Origin of the sequence: Hymenobacter cyanobacteriorum, from assembly GCF_022631375.1 — a bacterium.
Taxonomy (GTDB): domain Bacteria; phylum Bacteroidota; class Bacteroidia; order Cytophagales; family Hymenobacteraceae; genus Hymenobacter; species Hymenobacter cyanobacteriorum.
In genome coordinates this window covers 416,097-440,485 of sequence record NZ_JALBGC010000004.1, presented here as the reverse complement: position 1 = coordinate 440,485, position 24,389 = coordinate 416,097, and the positions used below count along the sequence as shown (strand labels likewise).

The 24,389-nt window shown below is 60.8% G+C and carries 20 protein-coding genes; 8 read left to right on the top strand and 12 right to left on the bottom strand.

The genetic code is table 11. From position 1 onward, the window contains the following. Positions 1–30: 30 nt before the first annotated feature. The 6 genes from porD to MON38_RS16135 form a co-directional block, all read right to left on the bottom strand. Positions 31–966, bottom strand: coding sequence for a type IX secretion system protein PorD (gene porD, locus MON38_RS16160; RefSeq protein WP_241937181.1), 936 nt, complete (start codon positions 964–966; stop codon positions 31–33). Then, positions 963–1,619, bottom strand: a complete 657-nt coding sequence (locus MON38_RS16155) for a phosphopantothenoylcysteine decarboxylase (protein WP_241937180.1) — start codon at positions 1,617–1,619, stop codon at positions 963–965. The genes porD and MON38_RS16155 overlap by 4 nt, the downstream gene beginning before the upstream one ends. A 145-nt stretch (positions 1,620–1,764) precedes the next feature. Further along, entirely contained in the window at positions 1,765–2,358 is a 594-nt protein-coding gene (locus MON38_RS16150; protein ID WP_422388750.1) for a flavoprotein, read from the bottom strand. A gap of 138 nt (positions 2,359–2,496) precedes the next feature. Continuing rightward, positions 2,497–2,844, bottom strand: a complete 348-nt coding sequence (locus tag MON38_RS16145; RefSeq protein WP_241937179.1) for a DNA-directed RNA polymerase subunit omega — start codon at positions 2,842–2,844, stop codon at positions 2,497–2,499. A 105-nt stretch (positions 2,845–2,949) separates the two neighbouring features. Further along, positions 2,950–3,777 (bottom strand): outer membrane protein assembly factor BamD, encoded by an 828-nt coding sequence (locus MON38_RS16140; RefSeq protein WP_241937178.1) that lies wholly within the window; start codon positions 3,775–3,777, stop codon positions 2,950–2,952. A 99-nt stretch (positions 3,778–3,876) separates the two neighbouring features. Further along, positions 3,877–5,673, bottom strand: a complete 1,797-nt coding sequence (locus MON38_RS16135) for an OstA-like protein (RefSeq protein WP_241937177.1) — start codon at positions 5,671–5,673, stop codon at positions 3,877–3,879. Positions 5,674–5,791: 118 nt separating this feature from the next. Between MON38_RS16135 and tilS the strand changes: the two genes are divergently transcribed. The 6 genes from tilS (at position 5,792) to mdh (ending at position 13,920) form a co-directional block, all read left to right on the top strand. Beyond that, positions 5,792–7,123: a tRNA lysidine(34) synthetase TilS gene (gene tilS / locus MON38_RS16130; protein ID WP_241937176.1), complete on the top strand. Its 1,332-nt coding sequence runs from the start codon at positions 5,792–5,794 to the stop codon at positions 7,121–7,123. Positions 7,124–7,179: 56 nt separating this feature from the next. After that, positions 7,180–8,046 carry a GLPGLI family protein gene (locus MON38_RS16125; RefSeq protein WP_241937175.1) on the top strand — a complete coding sequence of 289 codons (867 nt, stop codon included), beginning with the start codon at positions 7,180–7,182 and terminating at the stop codon, positions 8,044–8,046. A gap of 21 nt (positions 8,047–8,067) precedes the next feature. Next, entirely contained in the window at positions 8,068–9,084 is a 1,017-nt protein-coding gene (locus MON38_RS16120) for a carboxypeptidase-like regulatory domain-containing protein (protein ID WP_241937174.1), read from the top strand. A 154-nt stretch (positions 9,085–9,238) separates the two neighbouring features. After that, positions 9,239–10,072: a GLPGLI family protein gene (locus tag MON38_RS16115; RefSeq protein WP_241937173.1), complete on the top strand. Its 834-nt coding sequence runs from the start codon at positions 9,239–9,241 to the stop codon at positions 10,070–10,072. A gap of 53 nt (positions 10,073–10,125) precedes the next feature. Further along, complete coding sequence (locus MON38_RS16110) at positions 10,126–12,822, top strand: carboxypeptidase-like regulatory domain-containing protein (RefSeq protein WP_241937172.1); 2,697 nt, start codon at positions 10,126–10,128, stop codon at positions 12,820–12,822. Positions 12,823–12,975: 153 nt separating this feature from the next. Further along, on the top strand, positions 12,976–13,920 hold the full coding sequence (gene mdh, locus MON38_RS16105; protein WP_241937171.1) for a malate dehydrogenase: 945 nt from the start codon (positions 12,976–12,978) through the stop codon (positions 13,918–13,920). A gap of 185 nt (positions 13,921–14,105) precedes the next feature. Here mdh and MON38_RS16100 read toward each other — a convergent pair whose 3' ends face one another. Both MON38_RS16100 and MON38_RS16095 read right to left on the bottom strand, forming a co-directional pair. After that, positions 14,106–15,080, bottom strand: a complete 975-nt coding sequence (locus tag MON38_RS16100; RefSeq protein WP_241937170.1) for a hypothetical protein — start codon at positions 15,078–15,080, stop codon at positions 14,106–14,108. Positions 15,081–15,215: 135 nt separating this feature from the next. Beyond that, entirely contained in the window at positions 15,216–15,881 is a 666-nt protein-coding gene (locus MON38_RS16095; protein WP_241937169.1) for a helix-turn-helix domain-containing protein, read from the bottom strand. 160 nt (positions 15,882–16,041) lie between these two features. Between MON38_RS16095 and MON38_RS16090 the strand changes: the two genes are divergently transcribed. Continuing rightward, positions 16,042–16,443: a hypothetical protein gene (locus MON38_RS16090; protein ID WP_241937168.1), complete on the top strand. Its 402-nt coding sequence runs from the start codon at positions 16,042–16,044 to the stop codon at positions 16,441–16,443. Between the two features lie 4 nt (positions 16,444–16,447). Here MON38_RS16090 and MON38_RS16085 read toward each other — a convergent pair whose 3' ends face one another. From MON38_RS16085 to mutL, 3 genes are all read right to left on the bottom strand, one after another. Next, positions 16,448–17,362 (bottom strand): rhomboid family intramembrane serine protease, encoded by a 915-nt coding sequence (locus tag MON38_RS16085; RefSeq protein ID WP_241937167.1) that lies wholly within the window; start codon positions 17,360–17,362, stop codon positions 16,448–16,450. 66 nt (positions 17,363–17,428) lie between these two features. Beyond that, on the bottom strand, positions 17,429–18,223 hold the full coding sequence (locus MON38_RS16080) for a rhomboid family intramembrane serine protease (protein ID WP_241937166.1): 795 nt from the start codon (positions 18,221–18,223) through the stop codon (positions 17,429–17,431). Positions 18,224–18,372: 149 nt separating this feature from the next. After that, positions 18,373–20,427 (bottom strand): DNA mismatch repair endonuclease MutL, encoded by a 2,055-nt coding sequence (gene mutL / locus MON38_RS16075; RefSeq protein ID WP_241937165.1) that lies wholly within the window; start codon positions 20,425–20,427, stop codon positions 18,373–18,375. A gap of 345 nt (positions 20,428–20,772) precedes the next feature. On the opposite strand from mutL, the gene MON38_RS16070 reads away from it, so the two are divergent. After that, positions 20,773–23,772, top strand: a complete 3,000-nt coding sequence (locus MON38_RS16070; RefSeq protein WP_241937164.1) for a serine hydrolase domain-containing protein — start codon at positions 20,773–20,775, stop codon at positions 23,770–23,772. Here the strand turns inward: MON38_RS16070 and MON38_RS16065 are convergent, their stop codons facing one another. Further along, positions 23,773–24,285 (bottom strand): hypothetical protein, encoded by a 513-nt coding sequence (locus tag MON38_RS16065; protein ID WP_241937163.1) that lies wholly within the window; start codon positions 24,283–24,285, stop codon positions 23,773–23,775. It abuts the gene before it with no gap. Positions 24,286–24,389: the final 104 nt, after the last annotated feature.

Sequence of the window (24,389 nt, the reverse complement as noted above, 5' to 3'; positions counted from 1 at the left end):
TGCTTCGCTGCGCTCTGCATGACGTTCTTTTTAGCGTAGTAGCGTCTGGTATTTTGCCGAATTCGTGGGGTCCACATCCGTCAGCATCGTCACCACTTGCTGCTTGAGCTGGGCATCGGTGCTGGTGCGGAAAATGTTGGTAATTTCATCCGACTTGGCATCGAAGAAGGCCCGCACAAACAGAGTGCCGGGGCGCGTGAGGGCGGCTTTCTGCACGCCCGTCAGGGCCACCATCACCGAGGCCCTGGCCTCTTCGGGTTTCTCAATAAAGATGTCCATGCCCTGCCGGTAGTAGCCGTACAGGCTGGTCCGGAAGGCTTCGAGCTGGGGGTCGAGCAGGTTGTCGAGCACCCAGTGGCGTTCGCGCGAGCCACTGCCGCGCCACCCGTCGTCGGGCTCGTTGGTCTGGGTCTGGTTGGCCGTGTAGTTCACGATGGTGCGGGCCTGCTCGTAGTACGTAGTACCGCCGAGGCGAGCAAACGAGTCGCGGTCGAGCCCAATCACCAGGTTAGCATAAAAGCCCAGCAGCGAGGCCAAGTTCGAGGTGAAGCTGTTGGCCGAGTACGAAAGCGGATTCTGCGGCGAGTAGTTAAAGTTGAAGTTCTTGTCCACTAGGCTCACCATGTTGGTTTCGTAGCCGGTGCCGTACACGGGGCGCGACGAAATCAGGCGCATCGTGCAGTTGTAAGTGCCGTTTTGCGGGATGGCGGTGATGCCAATGAACATTTTGAGGCGGATGCGCTCGGTGGGCTGGTACGTGAGGTTGGTCCAGGCCTGGGTGTTGAGCAGGTTGCGGATGTCGTTCTGCATCTGCGTCACGAGGCTGGGGTCTGAAATCGTCACGTTTTCAGTCGACACGCGCACTTCGGCCAGCAGCTCCTGGGCGCGGGCGGGGCCGGCCCACAGCAGCGCCAAAAGCAGCAGTAGCGCAGGCAGCGGCCGGGCCGCGAGAGAAATTCGCATCATACGTTCGAAGAAAGAGGCCGGCGGGCCAGAATCAGGCTAACCAGTCCGCGGGCCACATCGGCTTTGGACTGCAATTCAAAATTAACGATTTGGCCGGCAGCATCCAGCACGGTCACCTTGTTGGTGTCGTGGCCGAAGCCCGCGCCCGCATCGCGCAGCGAATTCAGCACCACGAGGTCGAAATTCTTGCGGCGCAGTTTGTCCTGGGCGTGGGCCAGCTCGTTCGTCGTCTCCAACGCAAAACCGACGGCAAATTGTTCAGCGCGCTTGCGTTGGCCCAGCGTGGCGGCAATGTCCACGTTCTTCACCAGTTCCAGCGTCAGCGTTTCGCCCGATTTTTTAATTTTCTCGGCCGCTACCTGCGCCGGCCGGTAGTCGGCCACGGCCGCGGCAAATACCCATATGTCGGCCTCAGCCGCTACTTGTTCGGCCGCCGCAAACATCTCGGCCGCCGTTTCCACCCGCACTGTATGGATGCGCGGGCTGGCCGGGTCGGGCAGCTGGCTCGGGCCGCTCACCAGCGTTACTTCCGCGCCCTCGGCAGCAAAGGCCTCGGCCAGCGCGTAGCCCATCTTGCCTGTCGAGCGGTTGCCGAGGAAGCGGACGGGGTCGAGTGGCTCATACGTAGGGCCGGCGGTGAGAAGGACGTGCACGGAGGAAGGGTTGAGTTTTGAGTTTTTTTGGAAAGAACGTCATGCAGAGCGCAGCGAAGCATCTTGCCCGCCACTGCTAACCCTTTTTATTTTTATTGGATTGCATTAAGCGGTAAAGATGCTTCGCTGTGCTCTGCGTGACGTTCTATTTTTCACTTCTTTGCCCCAAAACATGCGTTATCTGAAGCACGATGTCTTCTGGCTCCAGCATGCGGCCGGGACCGCGCAGGCCGCTAGCCAGCTCGCCGCTGGGCGACTCGAATACGTGATTGCCGAAGCTGCGCAGCCGCGCCAGATTTTGCATCACGGCGGGGTGGGCGTACATATCAAGGTCCATGGCCGGGGCCAGAAACACCGGGCAGCGGGCCGATAAATACACGGCGCACAGCAGATTGGGACACAACCCATTGGCCAGTTGGCCGATGGTGTTGGCACTGGCCGGCGCAATCAGCAGCGCATCGGCCCACAGGCCCAGCTCGACGTGGTTGTGCCACTCGCCGGCCGCTGCATCCCGCAAAAACCCCGTTAGCACCGGCTTTTTAGAGAGCGTGCCCAGCGTTAGCGGCGTCACAAAAGCGGTGGCCGCCTCGGTCAGAATCACCTGCACTTCGGCTCCGGCCTGTACAAGCAGGCGTGTGAGCGGGGCCGCTTTGTAGGCCGCAATGCTGCCGCTCACGCCCAGCAAAATGCGGCGGCCGGATAACGGCGAAACGGCGGGTGAAAGGCTGGTTTCAGACATGAGGATAATAGGCCAAAAACGCGTCATGCTGAACGCAGTGAAGCATCTCTACCGCAATAGTAACTGAATTACTTGGGCGGTAAAGATGCTTCACTGCGTTCAGCATGACGTTCTTTCAAACAATCAGGCTACCGAAGCCTAGAACAGCTCGCGCGGAATCGGAATCTCCTCCGGCTCGGGCGTGGTGTAGGCAATTTTGCCCTGCAGGAACTCCTCGATGGCCAGGCTGGTGGGCTTGGGCATGCGCTCGTACTGCTTCGATACCTCGATTTGCTCGCGGTTCTCGAATACTTCCTCCAGGTTATCAACCGTCGAGGCGAACTCGGCCAGGCGGTCGTTCAGCTCCTCTTTCAGCTTCACCGACAGCTGGTTGGCGCGCTTGGAAATCACGGCAATGGCCTCGTACACGTTGCCGTTATCGCCGGTGATGTCGGCGATGTTGCGCGTGACGATGGAGCTCGATACGGCGTTGGGATTCGGTTTCATGGGCAATAAATTTAGTTGTTAGTTATTCGGTATCAGTTGTTAGGCGCTGGTATCGGTTTCGAAAATTTTCCCGAGAACCAATAACAAGCAACCAACAACCCAAGATTACTTGGCCGCCGTCGGTACCGACTTCAACCGGGAAATTTCACTCTGGCTGGTGTCGTACATCGTCAGGGCAGCTTTCAGGTTCTTACTCTGCGGGTAGGCATCCACAAACTGCTGGTAGAAGGAAACGACTTCCAGAAACCGCTCGCGCTGCTTTTCCTCGATGCTTTCCTGTGCCCAGGCGTATTGGGCGCTGATGCGCAGAAAAGCAGCCTGCTCGGCGTAGGCCGAAGCCGGATAGTTCAGCTGGAAGTTGGTGAGGGCTACCACGGCGGCCTGGTTGTAACGCAGCGAGTAGTAGAGGCGGGCGCTTTCGAACGCTTTATTCTCCAGCTTCTTCTGCAGCTCTTGCGACATGCCGTCGACCTCCGCCTTGAACTTGCTTTCACCGTAGCGGTTCAGAAAATCCTGGATGGATTCGAGGGCCGAGATGGTGTTGGTCTGGTCGAGCTCGTAGCCCGGCGAATCCAAAAACAGCGACTTAGCGTGCAGATACGAAGCCTCTTCGGCGTACTCCGAATTGGGATACGTATCGGTGAACGACTTGAAATAGAAGGCACTCAGCACGTAGTTGCGCTGCTTGTAGTTGGTATTGGCGAAGTAGAACTGGGCTTTCTCGGCCTCGGGCCGGCCTTTCAGCAGCGGAATCAGGTCTTCGAGCAAGGTGCCCGCCCGGAAGTAGTCGCCTTTATCGTAGTACTGAATGGCGGCTTCGTACTTTTTGTTCACGTCGGGGCTCTTCAGCAGGCGCTGGTAGCCACTGGTGCAGGAGCCCAGCAGCAACGAAGTAACGAACAGAAAGAGAACCAGGAGGCGGGAAATCGGCATAAGGGGTGCAAAGGTAACGATTTGAGCCCGGGGAGGCAAACCGGCCTGCAAGCCGGGCCGGCAGCAGCAAGAGTGCTGCGCCCTGGGCAAAGGTTGCAGCTAGCGCTTTGGCAAAGCCGCCGGGCGGGTGGCCGGGGTTACCGCAGCAGCCGGCAGTGCCGGCTTGGCCGCGGTTTTCGGGGCCGGGGGCACTTTGGGAGCAGTTTTGGCTGGGGTTTTCTTCGGCGCGGGCTTTTTGGGGCTGCGTTTGGGTGCGGCTTTTTTCTTCACGACTTTCTTTTTGGGTCGGTCGTCGAACTGCTTGCCCAACACCTGGCGGCGGGTGGGCCGTTCCTTGGCGCGCCAGGAGTAGCCTTTCAGGCGCTCATCGTCGGGCTTGAGCTCGTGCGGCGGGATGAACCGGGCCTCGGGGTTGGCTAAGGTTGAAATGCGACTCAGCTTGTTATCAGCAAACAGGATGCGCATGTTGGCCGAGAGCATCCGGTTCATGCCGGTGGTAGCGGTGTCGCCGTCGAGGGCGTAGAAGATGCTTTCGGCGTTGCCCAGCACGTCCACGCGGCGCATTTTATCGTCGCGGAAGTACGCACGCATGCTGCGGCCCTTGGTCTGGTTGAAGTTCAGCAGCGTGTCCTGGTTCACCGCAAAGGCATTGCCGAAGAGGCGCATCTCGTCCACCTTGCCGCGCTTCGAGCGAATCTGCATCGAGTCGGAGGTGAGCTGGTTTTTGGTGTGCCAGAGCACGGGGTCCTGATTCAGATAGATGATGCTGTCCTGCCGGTCGTAGGTCAGCGAGTCGCAGATGCCCTGCATCGGCCCCCGGAAAATCTGCACCTTGGGGTAAGCATAGAGCACCGTGCGCTTGGTGGTCTGGCCGGGCTTGGCTTCCACGCTGACGAGCGTGTCGGCGGCCATGTACAGCGTGTCTTTCTGGCTGATGTTGCGCACCACCGGGCGGCCGCCGTAGAGCTTAGTGCGGCCCAGCGCGCGCCAGTAGCGGCCGAGGTCGCCGCGCAGCATGAGGTTGTCCTTCTTCGAGATTAGCGAGACGTGGCCTTTGGCCACGCCGTACTGCTTGAGCTCATCATAAACCAGCTGGTCGCCGCCGAGCAGGTAGTTGGGCGTGTCAATTTTAGCGTTTTTCTTGAAATCCGATACCCGCGTGATGGTGTTGTAGTTGCCGCCCTCGGCGTAGAGGTTTCCCTGCTTGCCCTTGATGCGGGTGGGGCCGTTGAAATAGGCGATTTTGCTGACCGTGTTGTAGCGCAGCGTGTCGTTGTTCAGCTCTGAATCGGGCGTGACGAGGTGCACGTCGCGCTTGAACACGAAAACCTTGGTGTTGGTGTCGTAGAATCCCTGCTGGCTGTCGAGCGTGTTTTGCGGGTCGGTGAGGTGGCCGGTTTCGGTGTAGGCGGCGGTTTTGCGGTTCAGGTCGTAGTCGAGGCTGGGCGTGGTCAGCGTCATGCGGGTGTCGCGCATCACCACGTTGCCAGTCATGCGGGCGGTGCGTTTGGCGCCGTCGTAGAAGCCGTGGTCGCCGGTGATGGTCATGGTGTCGCTCTGCACCACGCGCACGTTGCTGAAGGCTTCGACCTGGTTTTTATCAAGGTATTGGTAGGCCGAGTCGCAGTACAGAAACACGTCATCCTGCTGAAAGCTGACGTTGGTAATCAGCTTGCGGATTTTCACGCCGTTGAAGTCGCCGCCCACCAGCGCCCCGGCAGTAAGCAGCCGAATGGGCGAGCCCTTGATGCCGGGCGGCGGCGTGGGCGCCGGGCGCGGCGCGGCCGGGCGTACCGCGGTGGGCGTTTGAGCAGGCTTGGGCTGCGTCTGGGCGGCGCCAAGGCGCGCCAGCAGCAGCGCAGGCAACAGGAATAGAAAGAAGCGGAACAAGGTCATGCGGGCCTCAAAGGTACGGCAGGCGGCCGGGGCTAACGCCGGACAGCGCGCGGTAGTGCCCGAGGCGTGCAAACCGCCCGCGCGGCTGGTACTTTTGCCCCGTCAACATTTCTGCATCATGCTCGATTCCGTCCGCCAGTTCATTGCCGAACACCAGCTTTTCAACCTCGAAACCGACCCTATTCTGGTGGCCGTGAGCGGTGGCCTCGATTCGGTGGTACTGCTCGATGTGCTGCACCGGCTGGGCGCGCAGGTGGCAGTGGCGCACTGCCACTTCGGCCTGCGCGGTGAAGATGCCGACGCCGACGAGCAGTTCGTGCGCAAGCTGGCCAAGCAGTATGGCCTCCCCTACTTCGCCGAGTTTTTCCGGACCAAGGAATTTGCCGTTCAGGAAGGCATTTCGACCCAGATGGCGGCCCGCCTGCTGCGCTACCGCTGGTTCGAGCAGGTGCGGGAGCGGGAACAATTGGCCTACATCGCCACCGCCCACCACCAGCGCGACCAAACCGAAACCATGCTCCTGAACCTGACGCACGGCACCGGCCTGGCCGGCCTGCACGGCATTCAGGTGAAGAACGGCAACATCATCCGGCCGCTGCTGGGACTGGGGCGCGACGACCTGCACGAATACCTGGTAGAGCGCGGCCTGCGCTGGCGCGAAGACGACAGCAACGACAGCCCCGTGTACCAGCGCAACCTGCTGCGCCACGAGGTGCTGCCCGTGCTGCGCGAAATCAACCCCAGCCTGGATGAGACGATGGCCGGCACCGCCGAGCGCGTGGGCGGGGCCGAGGAAATTGTGCGTCGCTACGTGGCCGACGCCGCCGCCCAGGCCCGCCGCGACGAGGCCGACGTGACCTACCTCAACATCGCCACGCTGCAAAAAACCGCCGCCACCGCGCTGGTGCTGCACGAGATTCTGCGCCCCTTCGGCTTTGCCTGGCCGGTGGTGAAGGACATTGTGGGCGCATTTGGCGGCGAAAGCGGCCGGCGCTTCGACTCGCCCACCCACCGGCTGGTGAAGGACCGCGAAAACCTGGTTATCACGCCGCGCCGCACCTCGCAGTTCGGCACCTTCCAGCTGGCGGCCGGCCAAACCGACCTGCTGGCCGACGGCCTGCGCCTGAAAACCGAGCTACACGATGACGTGAAGCACTTCATCATTCCACGCTCGAAAAGCACCGCCGCGCTCGATGCCGACAAAATAAAGTTCCCGCTCACGCTGCGCCGCTGGCAGGAAGGCGACTGGTTTATGCCGCTGGGCATGAAGGGCAAAAAGCTGCTCAGCGACTTCCTTATCGACCAGAAAGTGCCCCTGAACCTGAAGGACGACGTGCGCGTGCTCACCTCGGCCGACGGCAAAATCTGCTGGGTGGTGGGCTGGCGAGTGGATGAGCGGTTCAAGGTGGAAGACGCCACGGAGCGCGTGCTCACGGTGCAGCGGATGTAGCGCTGGAATACGATAGGCAGCGCGTAAATTGCTACCCTACTCAATTCCTCCTTTCCATGCGTTTACGTTACTTCCTGCTGGCCGGCGCGCTGCTGGCGCTGCCCGCCCGCGCCCAAACCGTGCCCGCCCTGCCCGCCACAGACCAGGTGCGGCTCGAAGCCATCTACCGCCTTACCTTCCGCACCGACTCCACGGCCCCGGCCACGCGCTCCGACATCATGCGCCTGCAAATCGGCAGCAAAATGTCGCGTTTTGAAAGCCTGAATGCGGTGCGGGGCGACTCATTGGTGGAATCCGCTTTCAAAACGGCCGAAACCCAGGCCACGGGCAGTGGCAGCAATAAAACTATCGACATGGGCAAAATCGATATCGGCGCATTTCGAACTAGCTTCCGGGAAATTATTTTCAAAATCCCCGCCGCCAAGCAGCTCGTTTTCCGCGACCGTATTGGCCTCGGCAAGTTCGCCTACGCCGAGCCGCTGGACCGGCTTGCCTGGACCATTCTGCCCACCACGGCGGCTATCGCAGGCTATAACTGCCAGCGGGCCACCACCACCTACGCCGGCCGGCATTGGGAAGCCTGGTTCACCCGCGAAGTGCCCGTGCCCGAAGGCCCGTATAAATTCTACGGCCTGCCCGGCCTCATCGTGAAGCTGGCCGATACCGGTGCCAGCTATACCTACGAACTGGCGCGCCTGCGGCAATTGCCCGCCCCCGTACCGATGAAGGTACCCGAAGAAAACGCCAAGTCGGTTTCGAAAGCTGAGTTTCTGGCGGGCAAAGCCACCGATGCCCGCGCCGGCCTCGAACAGATGCTGGCCAACGGCAACATCCGCTTCAAAACTCCTGAGGAAGAAACCGCCTTCCGCCAGAAAGCCCGCGAGCGCGCCAAACGGCCGACCAATCCGATTGAGTTGAAATAGGCCCGCGCTAACCGCCTGTTTATGCGCTTGTTCAATAGATGGATGGCGGTTTTGTTCGTGAGCCTGTTCGGTACGCGACAGGCCAACGCCCAAACCACGCTCACGGGCACGGTGCGCAACGCGGCCGGGCAGCCGCTGGAAGGCATTTTGCTCGAAGCCGAAACAAAAGCCCAGCCAGCAGCTACCGCTTTCGTCATTTCGGCCGCCGATGGCAGCTTTAAGCTGACGCTGGCCGCCACGCCCGCCAGCGACTCGGTGTACCGCCACGCCCGCGCCCTGGGCTATGCCGAACTGCTGCGGCGGCTACCCAACCGCAGCCAAACCGTGCCGCTGGCCCTGCGCGAGAGCACCACGCAGCTCAAGGAAGTAACCGTGAAAGGCGCACCCATCACGCGGCAGGGCGACACGCTGAGCTACAAGGTGGACGCCTTTGCCAACAAGCAGGACCGCGTGATTGCCGACGTGCTGAAGAAGATGCCCGGCATTGAAGTGGGCGGCGACGGGCAGATTTCCTACGAGGGCAAACCCATCAACAAGTTCTACATCAACGGGCAGGACCTGCTGGAAAGCCGCTACACCATGGCCAGCAACAACCTGCCCGCCGATGCCGTGCAGAGCGTGCAGGTGCTCGAGCGACACCAGCCCATCCGCGCCCTCGACATACAAAATCAATTTTCTCCAGCGTATAATTCGCTGATTTATTTGACTTTTACCAAAAAAAAAATTGGATTTGGGGCGGAATCTTCTAAAACCAACCACCACATTTCACAAATTATGAAAAGAATTTTTGCTCTCATTGCTGTGCTCGCTGGTTTAAATACTGCGGCATTTGCAGAAAACGTAACTCCAATCAAAAACACTTCAGAAAACACTCGCAGAACTGAAGCGAAAAAATCGAAAACCATGGCAGCAGTTGATGAAGGCTGGGAATGGAAGTGCGATTTCGTTGAGTTATCCTGCGAAACCAGAGTAGTATGTGGTTCAGAATTCCACCGCCTTGTCAGGGTTATGGAGTTGGAAATTGCTTGTCACGAATAAGCGCGCTCAACGCACTTACCCAGTTTTGCTGAAAAGCAAAAAATCGGGTATGCTAACGTTACTGCCTTTGCATGAAGCAGCAACGTTAGCATACCCGATTTTTTGCTTTTCAATTATACTAATATTCTTTAGTTTAACCGTTTGTCGAAACACCATGAAGATATCAGGATTTTTTGCAGCATTGGCGCTGGCTCTCTGTTTTACCAACCATTGCTATTGCCAGCAAATTTCGCTCAACAATCTGCCATTCACTGCTGACATTCGTTGCGTCTATCGTTTCACCTACCAGTCCGACTCACTCAATAAAATGTCGGTCGTGAGCGAAACGGCTTTTTTATTTATTAATAAGCAGGAATCGGAGTACACCACCCGAAAGAATCTGCAAATGGATTCGGCCCAACGGGTGGTGCTGGCCCGGATGAGACTGAATCAGGGCGGACGGCTATCGGTGGCAGGTATGCCGGTTACGTCAATTAACTACCGCATCTACAAAAACTACGAATGCAAAAGCATTACAACGATTGAGACAATTGACATTCAACGCTTTCGCTACACAGAGCCCGAATCGGTGCTGGCGTGGCGTATTCTGCCGGAGCGGCAGGCCGTGGCGGGCTACGCCTGCCAGAAGGCGCAGGTAGCCTATGCCGGCCGAAACTACGAAGCATGGTTTACCAACGAGTTGCCCATATCCGACGGGCCTTATAAATTCAGTGGCCTGCCCGGGCTAATCGTGCGCCTGGCCGATACCAAAGCCCATTACTCGTTCGACTTAGTAGCGGTACAAAAGCTGGCTACCCCAATGACAGTGCCGGGCTTTATGGGCAATGTGCAGGAAACGACCCGCGCCCGGTTCCGGCAGGCCGGACAAGACTACCGCGCCAACCCGTTCGCTGCAATGGAAAGCGAGGGCATGGTAGTGACGGAGGAAGACCGCAGCCGCCACCGCGACAAATTGAAGCGGCGCAACAACCCGCTGGAATTGCGCTAATTTACCGCTCCATTGGCATCTACCCCTCGCTTATGTTGCCCTTCTCTAGCTTAATGTGGCCCCGCTTCCGCAGTGCCGCCGCGTTGCTGTTTTGGCTGTTGCTTGGGGGCAGCCGCCTGGCAATGGCCCAAACCAGCCCGCGCACGTTTGCGGGCACGGTGACGGAAAAGGGCGGTGAGGCACTGGGCGGCATTTCCCTCACCGTGGAAACCCGCGACAATACGGTGCTGGCTTACGGATTTACAGACGAGGCCGGGGCTTTCCGCATCGGCCTCGAAACGGGACCGGACTCGGTACGGCTGCGGGCCCGTTCGATGAGCCACGCCGAATGGAGCGTGCTGGTGCCCAACCGCTCGCAGCAGTTCGCGGTGGTGCTCACGCCGGGCGAAATCAAGCTCAAAGAAGTAACCGTGAAAGGCGCACCCATCACGCGGCAGGGCGACACGCTGAGCTATAAGGTGGATGCCTTTGCCAACAAGCAGGACCGCGTGATTGCCGACGTGCTGAAGAAGATGCCCGGCATTGAAGTGGGCGGCGACGGGCAGATTTCCTACGAGGGCAAACCCATCAACAAGTTCTACATCAACGGGCAGGACCTGCTGGAAAGCCGCTACACCATGGCCAGCAACAACCTGCCCGCCGATGCCGTGCAGAGCGTGCAGGTGCTCGAGCGACACCAGCCTATTCGGGCGCTCGACAGCCTGGCCCGGCCCGAGAACGCGGCCCTCAACCTCGAGCTCAAGAAGAAGGTAACGGCCACCGGGCAGGCCCGCCTCGGGGCCGGGTGGGGAGCCGCGCCGCTGGGGCCGCTGTGGAGCGCCAACGTGTCGCCGATGCTGTTTGCCGGCCGCCAGCAGCTCATTGACACCTACCAGGGCAATAACACCGGCCAGGACGTGGCCGCCGAGCTGAAACCGCTGACGCTGGCCGATTTGCAGCAAGGCAGCGAGCTAAGCACCCGCAAACCCGACCTGACGCACATTCAGGGCCTGGGCAGCCCGCCGGTGGCGGCCAACCGCTACCTCTTCAACCAAGTGCATTTGCTGAGTGCCAACCACCTTGTCACCATCAGCCCGGAAAACCAGCTGCGAGTGAATGCCTCCTACTTGCACGACGTGCAAACCCAGCGCGGCGGGGCGCAAACCCGGTTCTTCCTGCCCGACAACCGCACCGTAACGCTGACCGAAGCCAAAAGCAACCGCCTCACCTTCAGCAACCTGCTGGCCGACTTCGCCTTCATTAAGAACGTAAAGCGCTATTATTTGAAAAACACGCTGAGCCTGGATGGTCGTTGGGACGCGCAAACCGGCGACTTGGCCCGCGCCGAAACCGGCTTGCGCATCACCCAGCAGGCCCGCAACCCGTTTGTGGCCGTCAGCAACCGGCTGGGGCTGGTGCGGCCGCTGAGCGGCGGGCGCATCGTGCAGCTGTCGTCGTTCACGTTTTTCAGCAACAGCCCGCAGCAGCTGGCGGTGCAGCCGGGCGCGTTTGCGGGGCTGCTCACGGGCGGCGTGCCCTACGATTCGGCCCGGCAGCAGGCGCGGCTGGGGGCATTTTTCACCAATAATTCGGCGGGCCTCACGCTGAGCCGGGGCGGCTGGGCCTACTCGGGGCAGGCCGGCTTTTCGCAAGAAATTCAGCGGCTGACTTCGACGCTGACGACCAGCGCGGAGCCCGACCTTGCCGGCCCGCCGCTGCGCAACGACCTGCGCTGGAACCGCGGCCGCTACTACCTCGAGCCCGGCCTGAGCCGCAAAGCCGACACCTGGCAGGCCAGCCTGAGCGTGCCGGTAAGCTACTACGATTTTCGGGCCGAGGATGCGCCGCTCGGGGCCGGGCAGCGCCTGCGCGCCGTGGTGGCCGAACCCAGCCTGAGTTTGCGCCGCGACCTCGGGCCGCTGTGGTACGTGTCGGCCAGCGCGGGTTTGAGCAATGATTTTGGCGAAATCAGCCAGCTGAACTACGCCTACATTTTGCGCGATTACCGCACCCTGCAACGCAACGATGCGCCCTTGCCCCGCACCCAGACGCAGCGCTATTCGGGCGGCTTCTACTTCAAAAATCCGCTGAAATCGCGCTTTTTCAACGCCTTCTATTCGTTCAGCAATTCGCTTAATAACCGCCTCTACAGCAGCCAGGTCGATGCCAGCGGGGCCGTGACGACCGTGGCCCTCGACCAGAACAGCCGCGCCCTGACCCATTCGCTCAATACCAGCGCCAGCCAGTTCATCAGCCCCTGGAAAACCAACCTGAGCCTGCAGGCCAGCGCCAGCCAACGCCAGCAGCCGCAAGTGCTGAACGGCCAACTCGCCCAAACCCGCACCCAAAATGCCACGGTAGGCCTCAAAATGAGCGTTTCGGCCTTCGACTGGGGCAGCCTCGACTACAACGCTACGCTCACGGCCCTGCGTAGCGCCGTGGCCGACGGGCCCGCCACGGCCGCCGCGCGGGTGCAGGAGCACCACGCCAGCGCCAGCATATTTCCGACGGGTGGCCACCAGTTTACCCTCAGCGGCGACTACTACGACAGCCGCGGACCGGCTCCCACGGTGCGCGCCGTGTTTGCCGATTTGCTATACCGCTACGCTATGCCCACGAAGGGGCGGAAAATTGATTTGGAGCTGCGCTGGAGCAATATTTTCGATACGCGGCAGTACCAGTACAGCTTCGTGAGCCCGTTCCAGCTGGCTCAGACGACTTACCAGCTGCGGCCTATGCAGGTACTGGCTTCGGCGCGCGTGTCGCTGTGAGGCGGCGTACCCCGAAATTTTATTTCGGCCCGCCAGCGCCTTTTGCGCGCACGATTGCACGAACGGGCCGAAATGAAATTTCGGGGTACTCGTTCTTGCGGCTCCCGGCCGTACTTTTGCGGCCGTATTCCCCAACCACCAACCACTCTCTCTATGAAAGTTACCGTAGTCGGAGCCGGCAACGTGGGCGCAACCTGCGCCGACGTGCTCGCCACCCGTGAAATTGCCAACGAAATTGTTCTGGTTGACATTAAAGAAGGCATCGCCGAAGGCAAAGCCCTCGATATCTGGCAGAAAGCCCCGATTATCGGCTACGACTCGCGCACCGTGGGCGTGACCAACGACTACGCCCGCACGGCCGGTTCCGACGTGGTGGTGATTACCTCGGGCCTGCCCCGCAAGCCCGGCATGAGCCGCGACGACCTGATTGGCATCAACGCCGGCATCGTGAAATCGGTGACCGAGCAGGTGGTGGCCCACTCGCCCAATGCCATCATCATCGTAGTGAGCAACCCGCTCGACGTGATGACCTACCAGGCCCACCTCACCGCCAAGCTGCCCCGCGAAAAGGTATTCGGCATGGCCGGCATCCTCGACACGGCCCGCTACCGCGCCTTTCTGGCCGAGGCCCTGAACGTGAGCCCGAAAGACATTCAGGCCGTGCTGATGGGTGGCCACGGCGACACCATGGTGCCCCTGCCCCGCTACACCACCGTGGGCGGCATCCCCGTTACCGAACTGATTTCCAAAGAAAAGCTGGACGCCATCGTGCAGCGTACAGCCGTGGGCGGCGGCGAGCTGGTGAAGCTGATGGGCACTTCGGCCTGGTACGCGCCCGGCGCGGCCGCGGCCCAAATGGTGGAAGCCATCGTGCGCGACCAGCGCCGCGTGTTCCCCGTATGCCTCGAGCTACAGGGCGAGTACGGCATCAACGGCGTGTACCTCGGGGCCCCGGTTATCCTCGGCAAGAACGGCGTGGAGCGCGTGATTGAGTTGCAGCTGAACGACGAAGAGAAGCAGCTGCTGGAAACCTCGCGCGGCCACGTGAAAGAGGTGATGGATGCCCTCGACAAGATGAGCGCCGCTCCGGCTGCTTAAGTAGCGTTTGATTATAGTAGAAAAGGCCCCGCCGGAATCTCCGGCGGGGCCTTTTGTTTTTCGGTGTGCGGTTAATTGGAAAGTCATGCCGAGCGCAGCCGAGGTATCTCGCGTGCAGCAGTACTGATTGTCATTGCAGCGATGCGAGCGATATGCCTCGGCTGCGCTCGGCATGACGATTAGGGTCATTTAGTGGGTTGAACCACGCCAAACCGCCCGTTCTTTGCATCCAGAATGATGGTTTGCTGGCTGAAAGGGGCGTTGCCCAGCATGCCGCCCATGCCCGAAAAACGCGTTAGCGTGCGCTGCATGAAGGTGGTGCCATCCATATAGGTAACCGTGCCCAACGGCACGGTGTTGGCGCCAAACTGCATAGCGGCCGCGGTGGCGACGGTGTGGGCGGTCAGGGTTTTGCCCCACGAGTTCACTGGCACTTCCTGGGCGGTAGCGGCCGGCTGGGCCATTTGCTGCCAATTGTCCTGCGACGTGAGCAGAGCGAAGGCGCTGCTGCCCGAATCAAACATCAATTCCTTCGTTTCTCCCTGCAAACCCACCTTCAGCAGCACCCGCCGCTCCTTGAAACTCATGGGCACGAAGGTGGCGCGGCGCAGCAGGCTGTCGGGGGCGGTGCTGGCCAACACGAAGCGCTGCCGGGCGTAGTCGATAATCAGCGCGCGGCCATCGAGCACATCGGTGCCGAGCGTGCCAATCACGAAGGGCTCGTTGGGGTTGGCGGGCAGTTGGGCGGTGCTGGCGTAGGGCCGCACCCAGATGTTGCGGGCCCGCACCTGGCCTTGGCCAATGCCGAACTGAAAATTGCGAACGGAGTCGCCCTGTGCCGACAGCGTGGCGCGGGTGGCCGGGTATTCGGCCCGCAGCACGGCCAGGGCATTGGACTTAAGCAGCGTGTAGGGTGCGCCGGTATCGAACTGCAGGTAGCAGGTACGCGGGCAGCCGGGCACGCTGATGGGCACCAGCAGCGCCGCGTGGGGCAAGTCCTTGGTAGCTTCCCAGGCGAATGACGTGGCGGCCGGCAGCCGCGACACGACCAATTGGTTGGCGGGAGCCTGAAACTTCTTCCGGAAGTAGAAATAGCCGCCGATGCCGCTCAACAAGAACAGGGCGAAAATGGCCAGCAGGATTTTAGCCAGGACTTTCATGGGTGCAGAAATTAGGGGTGGAGGACTGGGTCAAAACTACCCGGCCTCCTGCCCTACTCCCTGCGCCATTTGGGCGACATTTTGCCGCCATTTGCATTAACCAATTGATTATAAGCACCTACAATTTCCCGTCAATCATAGCCGCACAGGGTAAATATCGAGCCTTCCTTGGCGCAATAGCCACTGGTTGTACCCCACCGTGACAACATTGACCAGGTAAGTCAGCACGAAAACGCCCAGAAATACGCCCTTCAGCGCCACCCCAAAATAAAAGAACATGGCCGCCTGCAACAGCAGCACCATGAGGTAGCTGAAGAAACTGGCCACCTGCCATAGCACCTGAAACCCGAGTACCCGCCGACCTACTTCGTCGGCGTGGACGGTGTCGTGGCGGTGCTTGCGCCAGAGCAGGTACGGCACCAGCAGGTTGAGAAACGGGAACACCAGCAGGCACAGCGCGCTCAGGTTGAGCAGCTGCAATACGTTCGGGTCGGCCGGCAGGTGGAGGCTGGTGGTGGGAGCGGCGGCCAACGGTGGCGCGGCCGGGAGCGACGTGGGCGCAGCTACGGGTTCGGCAGGGGCAATTGCAATTTCGGCAACTGGCGCGGGCATGGTTAGCAGCGCATCGAGCGGCACGTCGAGGGCGGTGGCCAGCGCCTGCATGGTGTGGCCGCGCGGCACGGTTTCGCCCTGCTCCACGCGCTGAATGGTGCGCAGACTCACGCCCGACTGCTCGGCTAGCAACTCCTGCGAAAAACCCTTGCTTTTGCGAATGGCCAGAATACGCTCGGCAGAAAACATAGAGGCAGAAAAATAGAAGGAAGCGAATGGAGCCGGTAAATATATGGCCGCGAAGCACAAGCGGTTTTCGGCTTTCCAGCCATTTGGCCAGCTGCCTGAATGCAGGCCCGATTTTGCGCTAAAAGATGCTTACTTTGCAATATTCCTACTCGCGCAGCCGATGAAAACTACCCTGACCAATTCATTCGATAAAGTATTCCTGACCATCGAATTTGATGCGGCCAACCAGTGGATTTACAACAACTGGACGGGTGTGCTGCCCACCGAAAAAGTTATTCAGGGCTGCCAAGCCACCATCGATTTCCTGCGCGAAAATCGCTGCGCCCACATGCTGAACGACAACCGCGAAGTCATCGGCTCCTGGAATTCGGCCAACGACTGGATTGCCACCAACTGGATGCCGCAGGTGCTCACGCTGGGCCTGAAACGCTTCGCCCACATCGTTTCGCCGGGTATTTTCGGGCAGGCCTCGGCCGAGGAAATGGTGACGCGGGTAGGCAACCAGCTCGAAATCCGGCTGTTCAAGGACGTAGACCTAGCCAAGGAGTGGCTGAGCGCCTAGCCCGCTACTGCTGGCTGGCGCGGAAAAGCTTCTGCTTTTCCTCCTTGCTCAGGCTTTCGTAGCCGGAGCGCGAAATCTTGTCGAGAATCGTGTCGATTTCGTCCTGCAAGGGCTGGCCGGGCGCGGGCTTGCGGGCCGGGCTGGCGGCCGCAGCGGCCACCGGCTCGGGGCGGCGCTCGCTGCGGCTCACGCGCATGGCGGGCTGGCGGTTGCTGAAGCGGGCAAACCAGTTGCCCACCGCCTGCACCGGCCGGCCTAAATCGCGCCCGGCCTGCAGCTGCTTGATGAATACAAAGCCCAGCAGCGCCCCGCCGAGGTGGGCAATTTCACCGCCGGTGTTATTGCTGTTCACGCCCGCCAGCGAAATCAGCACCACGGCGGCGGCAATCCACTTGATTTTGACCGGGCCGATGAGGATGAGCATGAACGTGTAGTCGGGCAGCAACGTGGCCGCCGCCACGATAACCGCCGTAACGGCCGCCGAAGCGCCCAACACCATCTGCCCGGCATCGGCCGCGGGCCGCAGAATCGGGATGAGATTATACGCCAGCAGAAACACGGCGGCCCCGGCGAGTGCCCCCAGCACGTAGATGCTAACGAGGCGGCGGTCGCCGAGGTATTCGCGCAGCAGCTGGCCGAACCAGTACAGGTTCAGCATGTTGAACAGGATGTGGAAGAAACCCTGGTGGGTGAAGGCGTAGGTGAGGACCGTCCAGGGATGGCGCAGCAGCACGCCCAGGTTGGCCGACAGCTCCAGCTGCCGCATCACCAGCACTTGCGCGGCGGCGGCTTGCCCCAGGTAGGTGATGGCCTCCAGCAGAACCACGGCCGCGAATACCAGCACGTTCAGCAGAATGAGCTGGACGAGGGCGTTGTCGCGGCGGTTGAAGGCGGTGCGGATATCTTGAACGATGCTCATGAATCGCGGAGAAAAAACGGTAAATGACAGCCGGCGCGGCGCGCCCGCTCCCGGTTAAACCAACGGCTAGTAAAACCGTTCGCGGCGGCCCTCCCAGTATTTCACCACGAAAAAGCCGATGACCAGGCCGCCGAGGTGCGCGAAGTGGGCCACGTTGTCGCCGGGCGTGCGGTGCACCCCTGCGTACAGCTCGTACAAGGCGTAGAAGAACACAAAATACTTCGCCTTGATGGGAAACGGAAAGAACAGCAGCATCAATTCCGTATTCGGAAACAGGTAGGCGAAGGCGAACAAAATGCCGAACAACGCCCCCGAAGCACCCAGCATGCCGCCACCACGCGAGTTGATGGTTTCGCTCACGGCCCCGTCCACGGCCTGGGTGGCGGCGTCGATATACTCAGCATTCTTTGGATTACGCTCCAGCGCGCCGGCCAGGGTTTCGTAGCCAGTGGCATCGGGGAAGTAGGAACGGAAGAAATTGGCGAACTCACCGCCCGTCGGCGACTGATGGAACTCCTGCCGCGACTGTTCCATCTTGTGCAACTCATAACCGCGCACGCCTTCGTAGAGTAGGCCCGCGCCCACCCCGCAAATCAGCCAGAAGGTGAGGAAGCGCGTGGCACCCCAGCGCTGCTCCAACAGCGGCCCGAAGGAAATCAGGCCGAACATATTGGAAATCAAGTGTCCCCAGCCCGCATGCAGAAACATGTAGGTGAAGAACTGCCACGGAAAGAAGTACGGCGAGCCAATGGGGTACAGGCTGCCCACTTGCGTGAGCAGCGGCAGCAGGCTGTTTTGGGCAACCAGAAAAATGACATTCGCAATGAGGAGGTTACGAACGGTGGGGGTGAGATTGAACATGCTTCGGAGAAAACGCCCACGTGTGCGGGCGAGCAATGGAATGTAGCGGGCGCAAAGCTAGCGCGGCCCAGTGTAGCGCGATGTATCGCGGACTTTGTAGTCCGCGCCTGACAACGTTCGCACTCGCGGACTACAAAGTCCGCGCTACGTTACTTACGGAAGAAGTCGGCCAGTTGCTGCCCATCGAGTAGCACCAGGGTTTTGCGGCCGTCGGGCGTGTAGCCGGGCGTTTGGCAGGCGAAGAGGCGGTCGGCCAGGGCGCTGAGCTCGGATTCGGGCAGGCGGGCGGCGGCCGTGTTGGCGGCCACGCGGCGGGCCAGGGCCCGGGCTAGGCCCTCGCGCTGGTCGAGCTTGAGCGGGCCAGCGCTGGTGCGGAACTGCTCAATCAGGCTCTCTAGCAGTTCCTTCTCGTCCTGCGCGGGCATACCGGCCGGAATAGCTTCCACGGCAATGGTGCTGGGACCAAACTCGTTGAAGATGAATCCCAGCGCGTGCAGCGGCTCGGTGAGCTCGCGGAGCACGGCAAAATCGGCGGGCGAAAACGTGACGGTGCGCGGAAACAGCAGCGTTTGCGACGTGCCCACGGCGCGCTCCAGCTCCTGCTGGTACTGCTCGTAGAGGATGCGCTCGCGGGCGGCTTCCTGGTCAATCAGCAGCACGCCCGACTTCACCGGCACCAGCACGAAGCGCTGCTGCACCTGCACGGCGCGGCTGCCTGCACCGCTTTCGCGGGTGGTAGCGGGCCGGGCAGCAGGTTCAGGCATCGTCAGGCCCAGCGAGAAATCAGGCAGCCCGCTTTTTTCAGTTGATAAAGGGAGTGACGAAACTGGTGAAGCCGACGCAGCTGGGGGCACCGGAGTTTCAAAGCTGCGGGCCGTGACGGGGTCAATGCCGGCATTTTCGCGCACGGGCTGGCCCAGCTCGCGGTAGAAGGCTTCGAGCTCGCGGCGGGCCTGCTCGGTGGGGCGCGGCGGCAGTTGGCGCTCGAAGCCGTCGCGACGGGTTTCGGAATTGAAGTTGCCGAAGCCGGAGTTGCTGCCACCGGTGCTACCTCCCATGCTGCGGCTGGGGGCCGGGTCTTCGTAGGCGGCGGCGCGGGCGGCGGGCGTGGGCGCGGGCAGATGGTCGTCGGTATCGGGGGCGGCGCGGCCGGCGCGCAGTGGACGGATGGGCGCGAAGTTCACGTCGCCGTCGAAGTCGAGCGAGGGCGCGATGTTGTGCAGGCCTAGGCTCTGCTTCACGGCGGCGCGCACCACGGCGTATACGGTTTTCTCGTCCTCGAACTTGATTTCCGTCTTCGTGGGGTGCACGTTGATGTCGATGGCCTTGGGGTCGAGCTCCAGAAACAGCACGTAGAAGGGGTGCGTGTCGCGGGCCAGCAGCCCCTCGTAAGCAGCCAGCACGGCGTGGTTCAGGTAGGCCGAGCGGATGAAGCGGTTGTTGACGAAGAAAAACTGGTCGCCCCGGCTTTTCTTGCTCGACTCGGGCTTGCCCACGAAGCCGCGCACCGAAATAGAGTGCGTCACCTCCTCGCAGGCGGCCAGCTGCTCCTTATAGCCGTTGCCAAGCAACGCCACAATGCGCTGGCTGAGCTTGCCGGCCGGCAGGCTGAACACCTCCAAATCGTTCTGGTACAGCGAAAAGGCAATCTGAGGATTAGCTAGCGCTACATGCTGAAACTCGTCAAGAATGTGCCGCATTTCCACGGCGTTGCTCTTGAGAAAGTTGCGCCGGGCCGGCACGTTGAAGAACAGGTTTTTGACGGCGATGCTGGTGCCGTCGGGGCAGGCGGTGGGCTGCTGGCTGGTGATTTGCGAGCCTTCCACGAGCAGCAGCGTGCCGGTATCGTGCTCGCGCTGCTTGGTTCGGATTTCGACCTGCGCCACGGCCGCAATGCTGGCCAGCGCCTCGCCCCGGAAGCCGAGCGTGCGAATCTTAAATAAATCTTCGGTGCTGCGGATTTTGCTGGTGGCGTGGCGCTCCAAGCTCATGCGGGCATCGGTGGGGCTCATGCCGGCGCCGTTATCCACTACCTGCACCAGCTGCTTGCCGGCTTCTTTCACAATGAGTTGCACCTGAGTGGCGTGGGCATCGACAGCATTTTCCAGCAGCTCCTTCACCACCGAGGCGGGACGCTGCACCACCTCGCCGGCCGCAATCTGGTTGGCGAGGTATTCGGGAAGCAGGTGAATGATATCAGGCATAGAATGTAGCGCATGGGTCAGCTTGCGCCGAAAAAGAACGAGGCGACAGCTAAAGCCGCAACCTGCTAAATCAATTAGCTAACCAGCACGTAAACAGGCCGGAAGCCAAAGAACAATAAGCAAAAAACCGGGACGTTATCAACCCGCGAGGTGGTTTTCTGCGTACCTTTGCGGCTGGAATGGCCGTCAGTATCAGGGAGTCAGTCGCGGGGGAGGTTGTTGTTTCGCCCGTTGCCTGCCCACCGAATAACGCCGGCTACCGTCCGCTTCGGAACCTCTAAACCCGCCCGGCGGGTTCCGCAGTACCTCACGACAAAAGTACGGCCCCCGCGGCCCGTTTGCCCCTTGACTCAACCCACCAACCCTACGGGGCTGATGCGCATCCCCTTCCAGCTTAGCATAGCCGCTTTGGTGTTGATGGCGGGCCTGCTGCTGTCGTTTGCCGACCTGAAAAAAATGCCCGCCGACCCGCTTCCCTCCGGCCCGGTCGAGACGGTCTGGGTCGACAGCGTGTTCAACTCGCTCACGCCCGACCAGCGCCTGGGCCAGTTTTTCATGGTGGCCGCGTACTCCAACAAGGACCGCAGCCACGTCGAGCGCATCGAACGATTGGTGCGCAACTATAACATTGGCGGCGTGATGTTTATGCAGGGCGGCCCCAAGCGCCAGGCCATCATGGCCAACCGCCTGCAGGCCGCCGCCAAAGTGCCGCTGCTCGTGGCCATGGATGCCGAATGGGGCCTCGACATGCGCCTCGACTCGTCGGCCCATTTCGCTAAGCAGATGACGCTGGGCGCCATGGACGACCCCAAATACGTGTACCAGATGGGCCGCGACATTGCCCGCAAAATGCGTGCGCTGGGCGTGCACGTTGATTTCGCGCCGGTGCTCGACGTAAATTCCAACCCCGGCAACCCGGTGATTGGCAACCGCTCGTTTGGTGAAAACCAGAACCGGGTGGCGGCGCTGGGCCTCCAGTATATCAAGGGCTTGCAGGACAATAAGGTACTGGCCGTGGCCAAGCACTTCCCCGGCCACGGCGATACCGATACCGACTCGCACGTGTCGCTGCCGGTTATTAATACTGACATGGCCCGCCTGACGGAAGTAGACTTGGTGCCCTTCCAGCAGTCGTTTGAGGCCGGCGTGATGGGCGTGATTGTGGCCCACCTCTACATGCCGCTGTTTGATACGACGGACGCTAAGACCACCACTCTCTCGCACGCGCTGGTAACTGACCTGCTGAAGGACAAAATGGGCTTTAAGGGCCTGGTTTTCACCGATGCGCTCAACATGAAGAGCGTGAGCAAGCTGTACAAAGACGGCGAGCTGGACGCGCTGGCGCTGGCTGCCGGCAACGACGTGCTGCTGTTTTCGGAGGATGTTCCTTCGGCCCTGTTGCGCATTCGGGAGGCCGTGGCCGCCGGCAAGTTCACCCAGGCCGACCTGGATTTCCGGGTGAAGAAGATTCTGCGGGCCAAGTACTGGGCCGGCCTGAACCACTACCAGCCCGTGAACATGCGGACGCTGCGCGACAGCCTGAACCAACCCAAATCGAAGGTGCTGGCCCAGGAAATTTTTGAGCACGCCGTGACGGTAGCCAAAAACCAGGATAACCTCCTCCCCTTTCAGCGGCTCGATACGCTGCGCATTGCGGCCATCACCATCGGCACGCAGGCTGAGGGGCCGTACGCGACCATTTTCAACAAGTACCAGCCCGGCCCGGTGTACGCCGTGCCCGACCGGTACGCGCCCGACTCCACGTTTGCCCGCATCAGCAGCCGCCTTTCCGACTACAACGTGGTGGTGGTGAGCTTACACAACATGAACAACACGCCCAGCCACAACTACGGCTTGGGCGACGGCGCGCTGAAATTTATTAAACAACTCCAAGCTAATCCGAAGCTAAAAACCGTGGTGGTGGCCATGGGCAACGCCTATTCGCTGAAGTTTCTGGAAAGCGCCCGCACGCTGGTTTGCGGCTATGAGGACCATTACGCGGCGCAGCTAGTGGTGCCGCAGGTGCTGTTTGGGGCGCTGCCGGCGCGGGGCAAATTGCCCGTCACGGTGTCGCCCACCATGCGCGTGAACTCCGGCATTGCCACCCTCGACCTGCACCGCCTGCGCTATGCCGCCCCCGAAAGCCAGGGGCTCGACTCGCGCGTGCTGGCCCAGATTGACAACATCGCCCTCGAAAGCCAGACTTACGCCGCCTCGCCCGGCTGCCAGGTGCTGGTGGCCAAAAACGGCACTGTGGTGTTCGACCAGGCTTATGGCTACTGCACCTACGACCAAAGCCAGCCCGTGACCGGTAGCACACTCTACGACCTGGCTTCGGTGACGAAAGTGGCCGGCACCCTACAAGCCGTGATGGCCCTAAAAGACCAAGGCAAGCTGGTACTTGATGAGAAAGTAGCCACCTACCTGCCCGAGCTGGCCCGCACCAACAAGCGCGACATGACCATCCGCGACGTGCTGCTACACCAGGCGGGCCTCAAGCCCGGCATCCCCACCTGGGAGCGCACCATGCGCGACGGCCGTCTCAAGCCCACCTTTTACGCCAGCACCCGCTCCGACGACTTTCCCAATGAGGTGGCGCCCGGCGAATACAGCACCAAGGCTGCCGACGACTCCGTCTGGGCCTGGACGATGCGCTCCAGCCTGCTCCCGAAAATCAAAGGCAAGTACCCGACGGAATATTCGGACCTCAGCTTTATGGTGATGAAGCGGGTGTGCGAGAAGATTCTGCAGCAGCCAATTGAAGGCTACTTGCAGGATAATTTCTACCGCCCGCTGGGCCTGGGCAGCATGACGTACAACCCTTTGCAGCGCTTCCCCAAAAGCTGCATCGCGCCCACCGAAAACGACACGTACTACCGCCGCGAGCAGCTGCAGGGCACCGTGCACGACCAAACTGCGGCCCTCGTGGGCGGCGTGGGCGGCCACGCCGGCCTCTTCGCCACCGCCAACGACCTGGCCGTGCTGATGCAAATGAACCTGCAAAACGGCAAATACGGCGGCTCGCAGTTCTTCGCCTCGCCCGTCGTCACGGAGTTTGCGCGCCCGCAAACGGCCGGCAGCCGCCGCGGCCTGGGTTGGGACCACGGCGACCCCAGCAAGCCCGAAGGCCCCACCAGCAACCTCTCGCCGGCCAGCACCTTCGGCCACACCGGCTTCACCGGCACCTGCGTGTGGATGGACCCGGAAAACGGCATCCTCTACGTCTTCCTCTCCAACCGCGTGTACCCCGATGCCGGCAACAACAAGCTACGCCAGTACAACATCCGCACCCGGATTCACGAAGTCATTTATAAGTCGCTGGCGGCGGGCAAGGCGAAGGAGTAGCTAGCGGCGCTTGGGCAGCGCGGCAAGTTCGATGTGCAGGTAGGCACCGCCGCCGAAACTAATTGCTTCCGTGTTGATTGGCTGATAGCCTACGGCATGTATCAGTAGCAGCCTATTGGCTCTCGGCCCTTTTAGGCCATGACAGCCGACCCAGCCCAGGCGAAAAAATCCGGCTTCATTGGTCGCTGACATTTTCACGTCGCACCCTTCCCAGCAGGTATAGGAGGTTTGAATCAATGCGCCTTTGATAGGTTTTCCAGTCACAATATTAACGATTCGACCTTGCGCGTAAGTGGCAATTGTATCGAAATAAAACATGGTCACCGCAGTTATTTGGCCTTCTCCTATTCTGACGGGCTTCTCATCTCCACGGCCCAATATGCAGTTGGCCTTACCACACGGCACCACGCCAACTTCTCTGGCCACGTCGGGCGTAAACCATTTCTGTGCTTGAGCTTGGTTCGCTAATGATAGCAGAACAAGTATTACATAACCAGAACAACGTAGTTTCATCAGATTTACGTAGGGAAATAGAAGCCGCTAAAGCTACGCCCGATGCAGCATTTGGCCGGCTCATTCGTCGTTGCAACAAACCATGCGTTTCCCGGTTGGCTAAG

Coding starts and splice junctions, on each gene's coding strand:
- porD (WP_241937181.1), bottom strand. CDS start 966: ATGATGCGAATTTCTCTCGCGGCCCGGCCGCTGCCTGCGCTACTGCTG.
- MON38_RS16150 (WP_422388750.1), bottom strand. CDS start 2,358: ATGTCTGAAACCAGCCTTTCACCCGCCGTTTCGCCGTTATCCGGCCGC.
- MON38_RS16145 (WP_241937179.1), bottom strand. CDS start 2,844: ATGAAACCGAATCCCAACGCCGTATCGAGCTCCATCGTCACGCGCAAC.
- MON38_RS16140 (WP_241937178.1), bottom strand. CDS start 3,777: ATGCCGATTTCCCGCCTCCTGGTTCTCTTTCTGTTCGTTACTTCGTTG.
- MON38_RS16135 (WP_241937177.1), bottom strand. CDS start 5,673: ATGACCTTGTTCCGCTTCTTTCTATTCCTGTTGCCTGCGCTGCTGCTG.
- tilS (WP_241937176.1), top strand. CDS start 5,792: ATGCTCGATTCCGTCCGCCAGTTCATTGCCGAACACCAGCTTTTCAAC.
- MON38_RS16125 (WP_241937175.1), top strand. CDS start 7,180: ATGCGTTTACGTTACTTCCTGCTGGCCGGCGCGCTGCTGGCGCTGCCC.
- MON38_RS16120 (WP_241937174.1), top strand. CDS start 8,068: ATGCGCTTGTTCAATAGATGGATGGCGGTTTTGTTCGTGAGCCTGTTC.
- MON38_RS16115 (WP_241937173.1), top strand. CDS start 9,239: ATGAAGATATCAGGATTTTTTGCAGCATTGGCGCTGGCTCTCTGTTTT.
- MON38_RS16110 (WP_241937172.1), top strand. CDS start 10,126: ATGTGGCCCCGCTTCCGCAGTGCCGCCGCGTTGCTGTTTTGGCTGTTG.
- mdh (WP_241937171.1), top strand. CDS start 12,976: ATGAAAGTTACCGTAGTCGGAGCCGGCAACGTGGGCGCAACCTGCGCC.
- MON38_RS16100 (WP_241937170.1), bottom strand. CDS start 15,080: ATGAAAGTCCTGGCTAAAATCCTGCTGGCCATTTTCGCCCTGTTCTTG.
- MON38_RS16095 (WP_241937169.1), bottom strand. CDS start 15,881: ATGTTTTCTGCCGAGCGTATTCTGGCCATTCGCAAAAGCAAGGGTTTT.
- MON38_RS16090 (WP_241937168.1), top strand. CDS start 16,042: ATGAAAACTACCCTGACCAATTCATTCGATAAAGTATTCCTGACCATC.
- MON38_RS16085 (WP_241937167.1), bottom strand. CDS start 17,362: ATGAGCATCGTTCAAGATATCCGCACCGCCTTCAACCGCCGCGACAAC.
- MON38_RS16080 (WP_241937166.1), bottom strand. CDS start 18,223: ATGTTCAATCTCACCCCCACCGTTCGTAACCTCCTCATTGCGAATGTC.
- mutL (WP_241937165.1), bottom strand. CDS start 20,427: ATGCCTGATATCATTCACCTGCTTCCCGAATACCTCGCCAACCAGATT.
- MON38_RS16065 (WP_241937163.1), bottom strand. CDS start 24,285: ATGAAACTACGTTGTTCTGGTTATGTAATACTTGTTCTGCTATCATTA.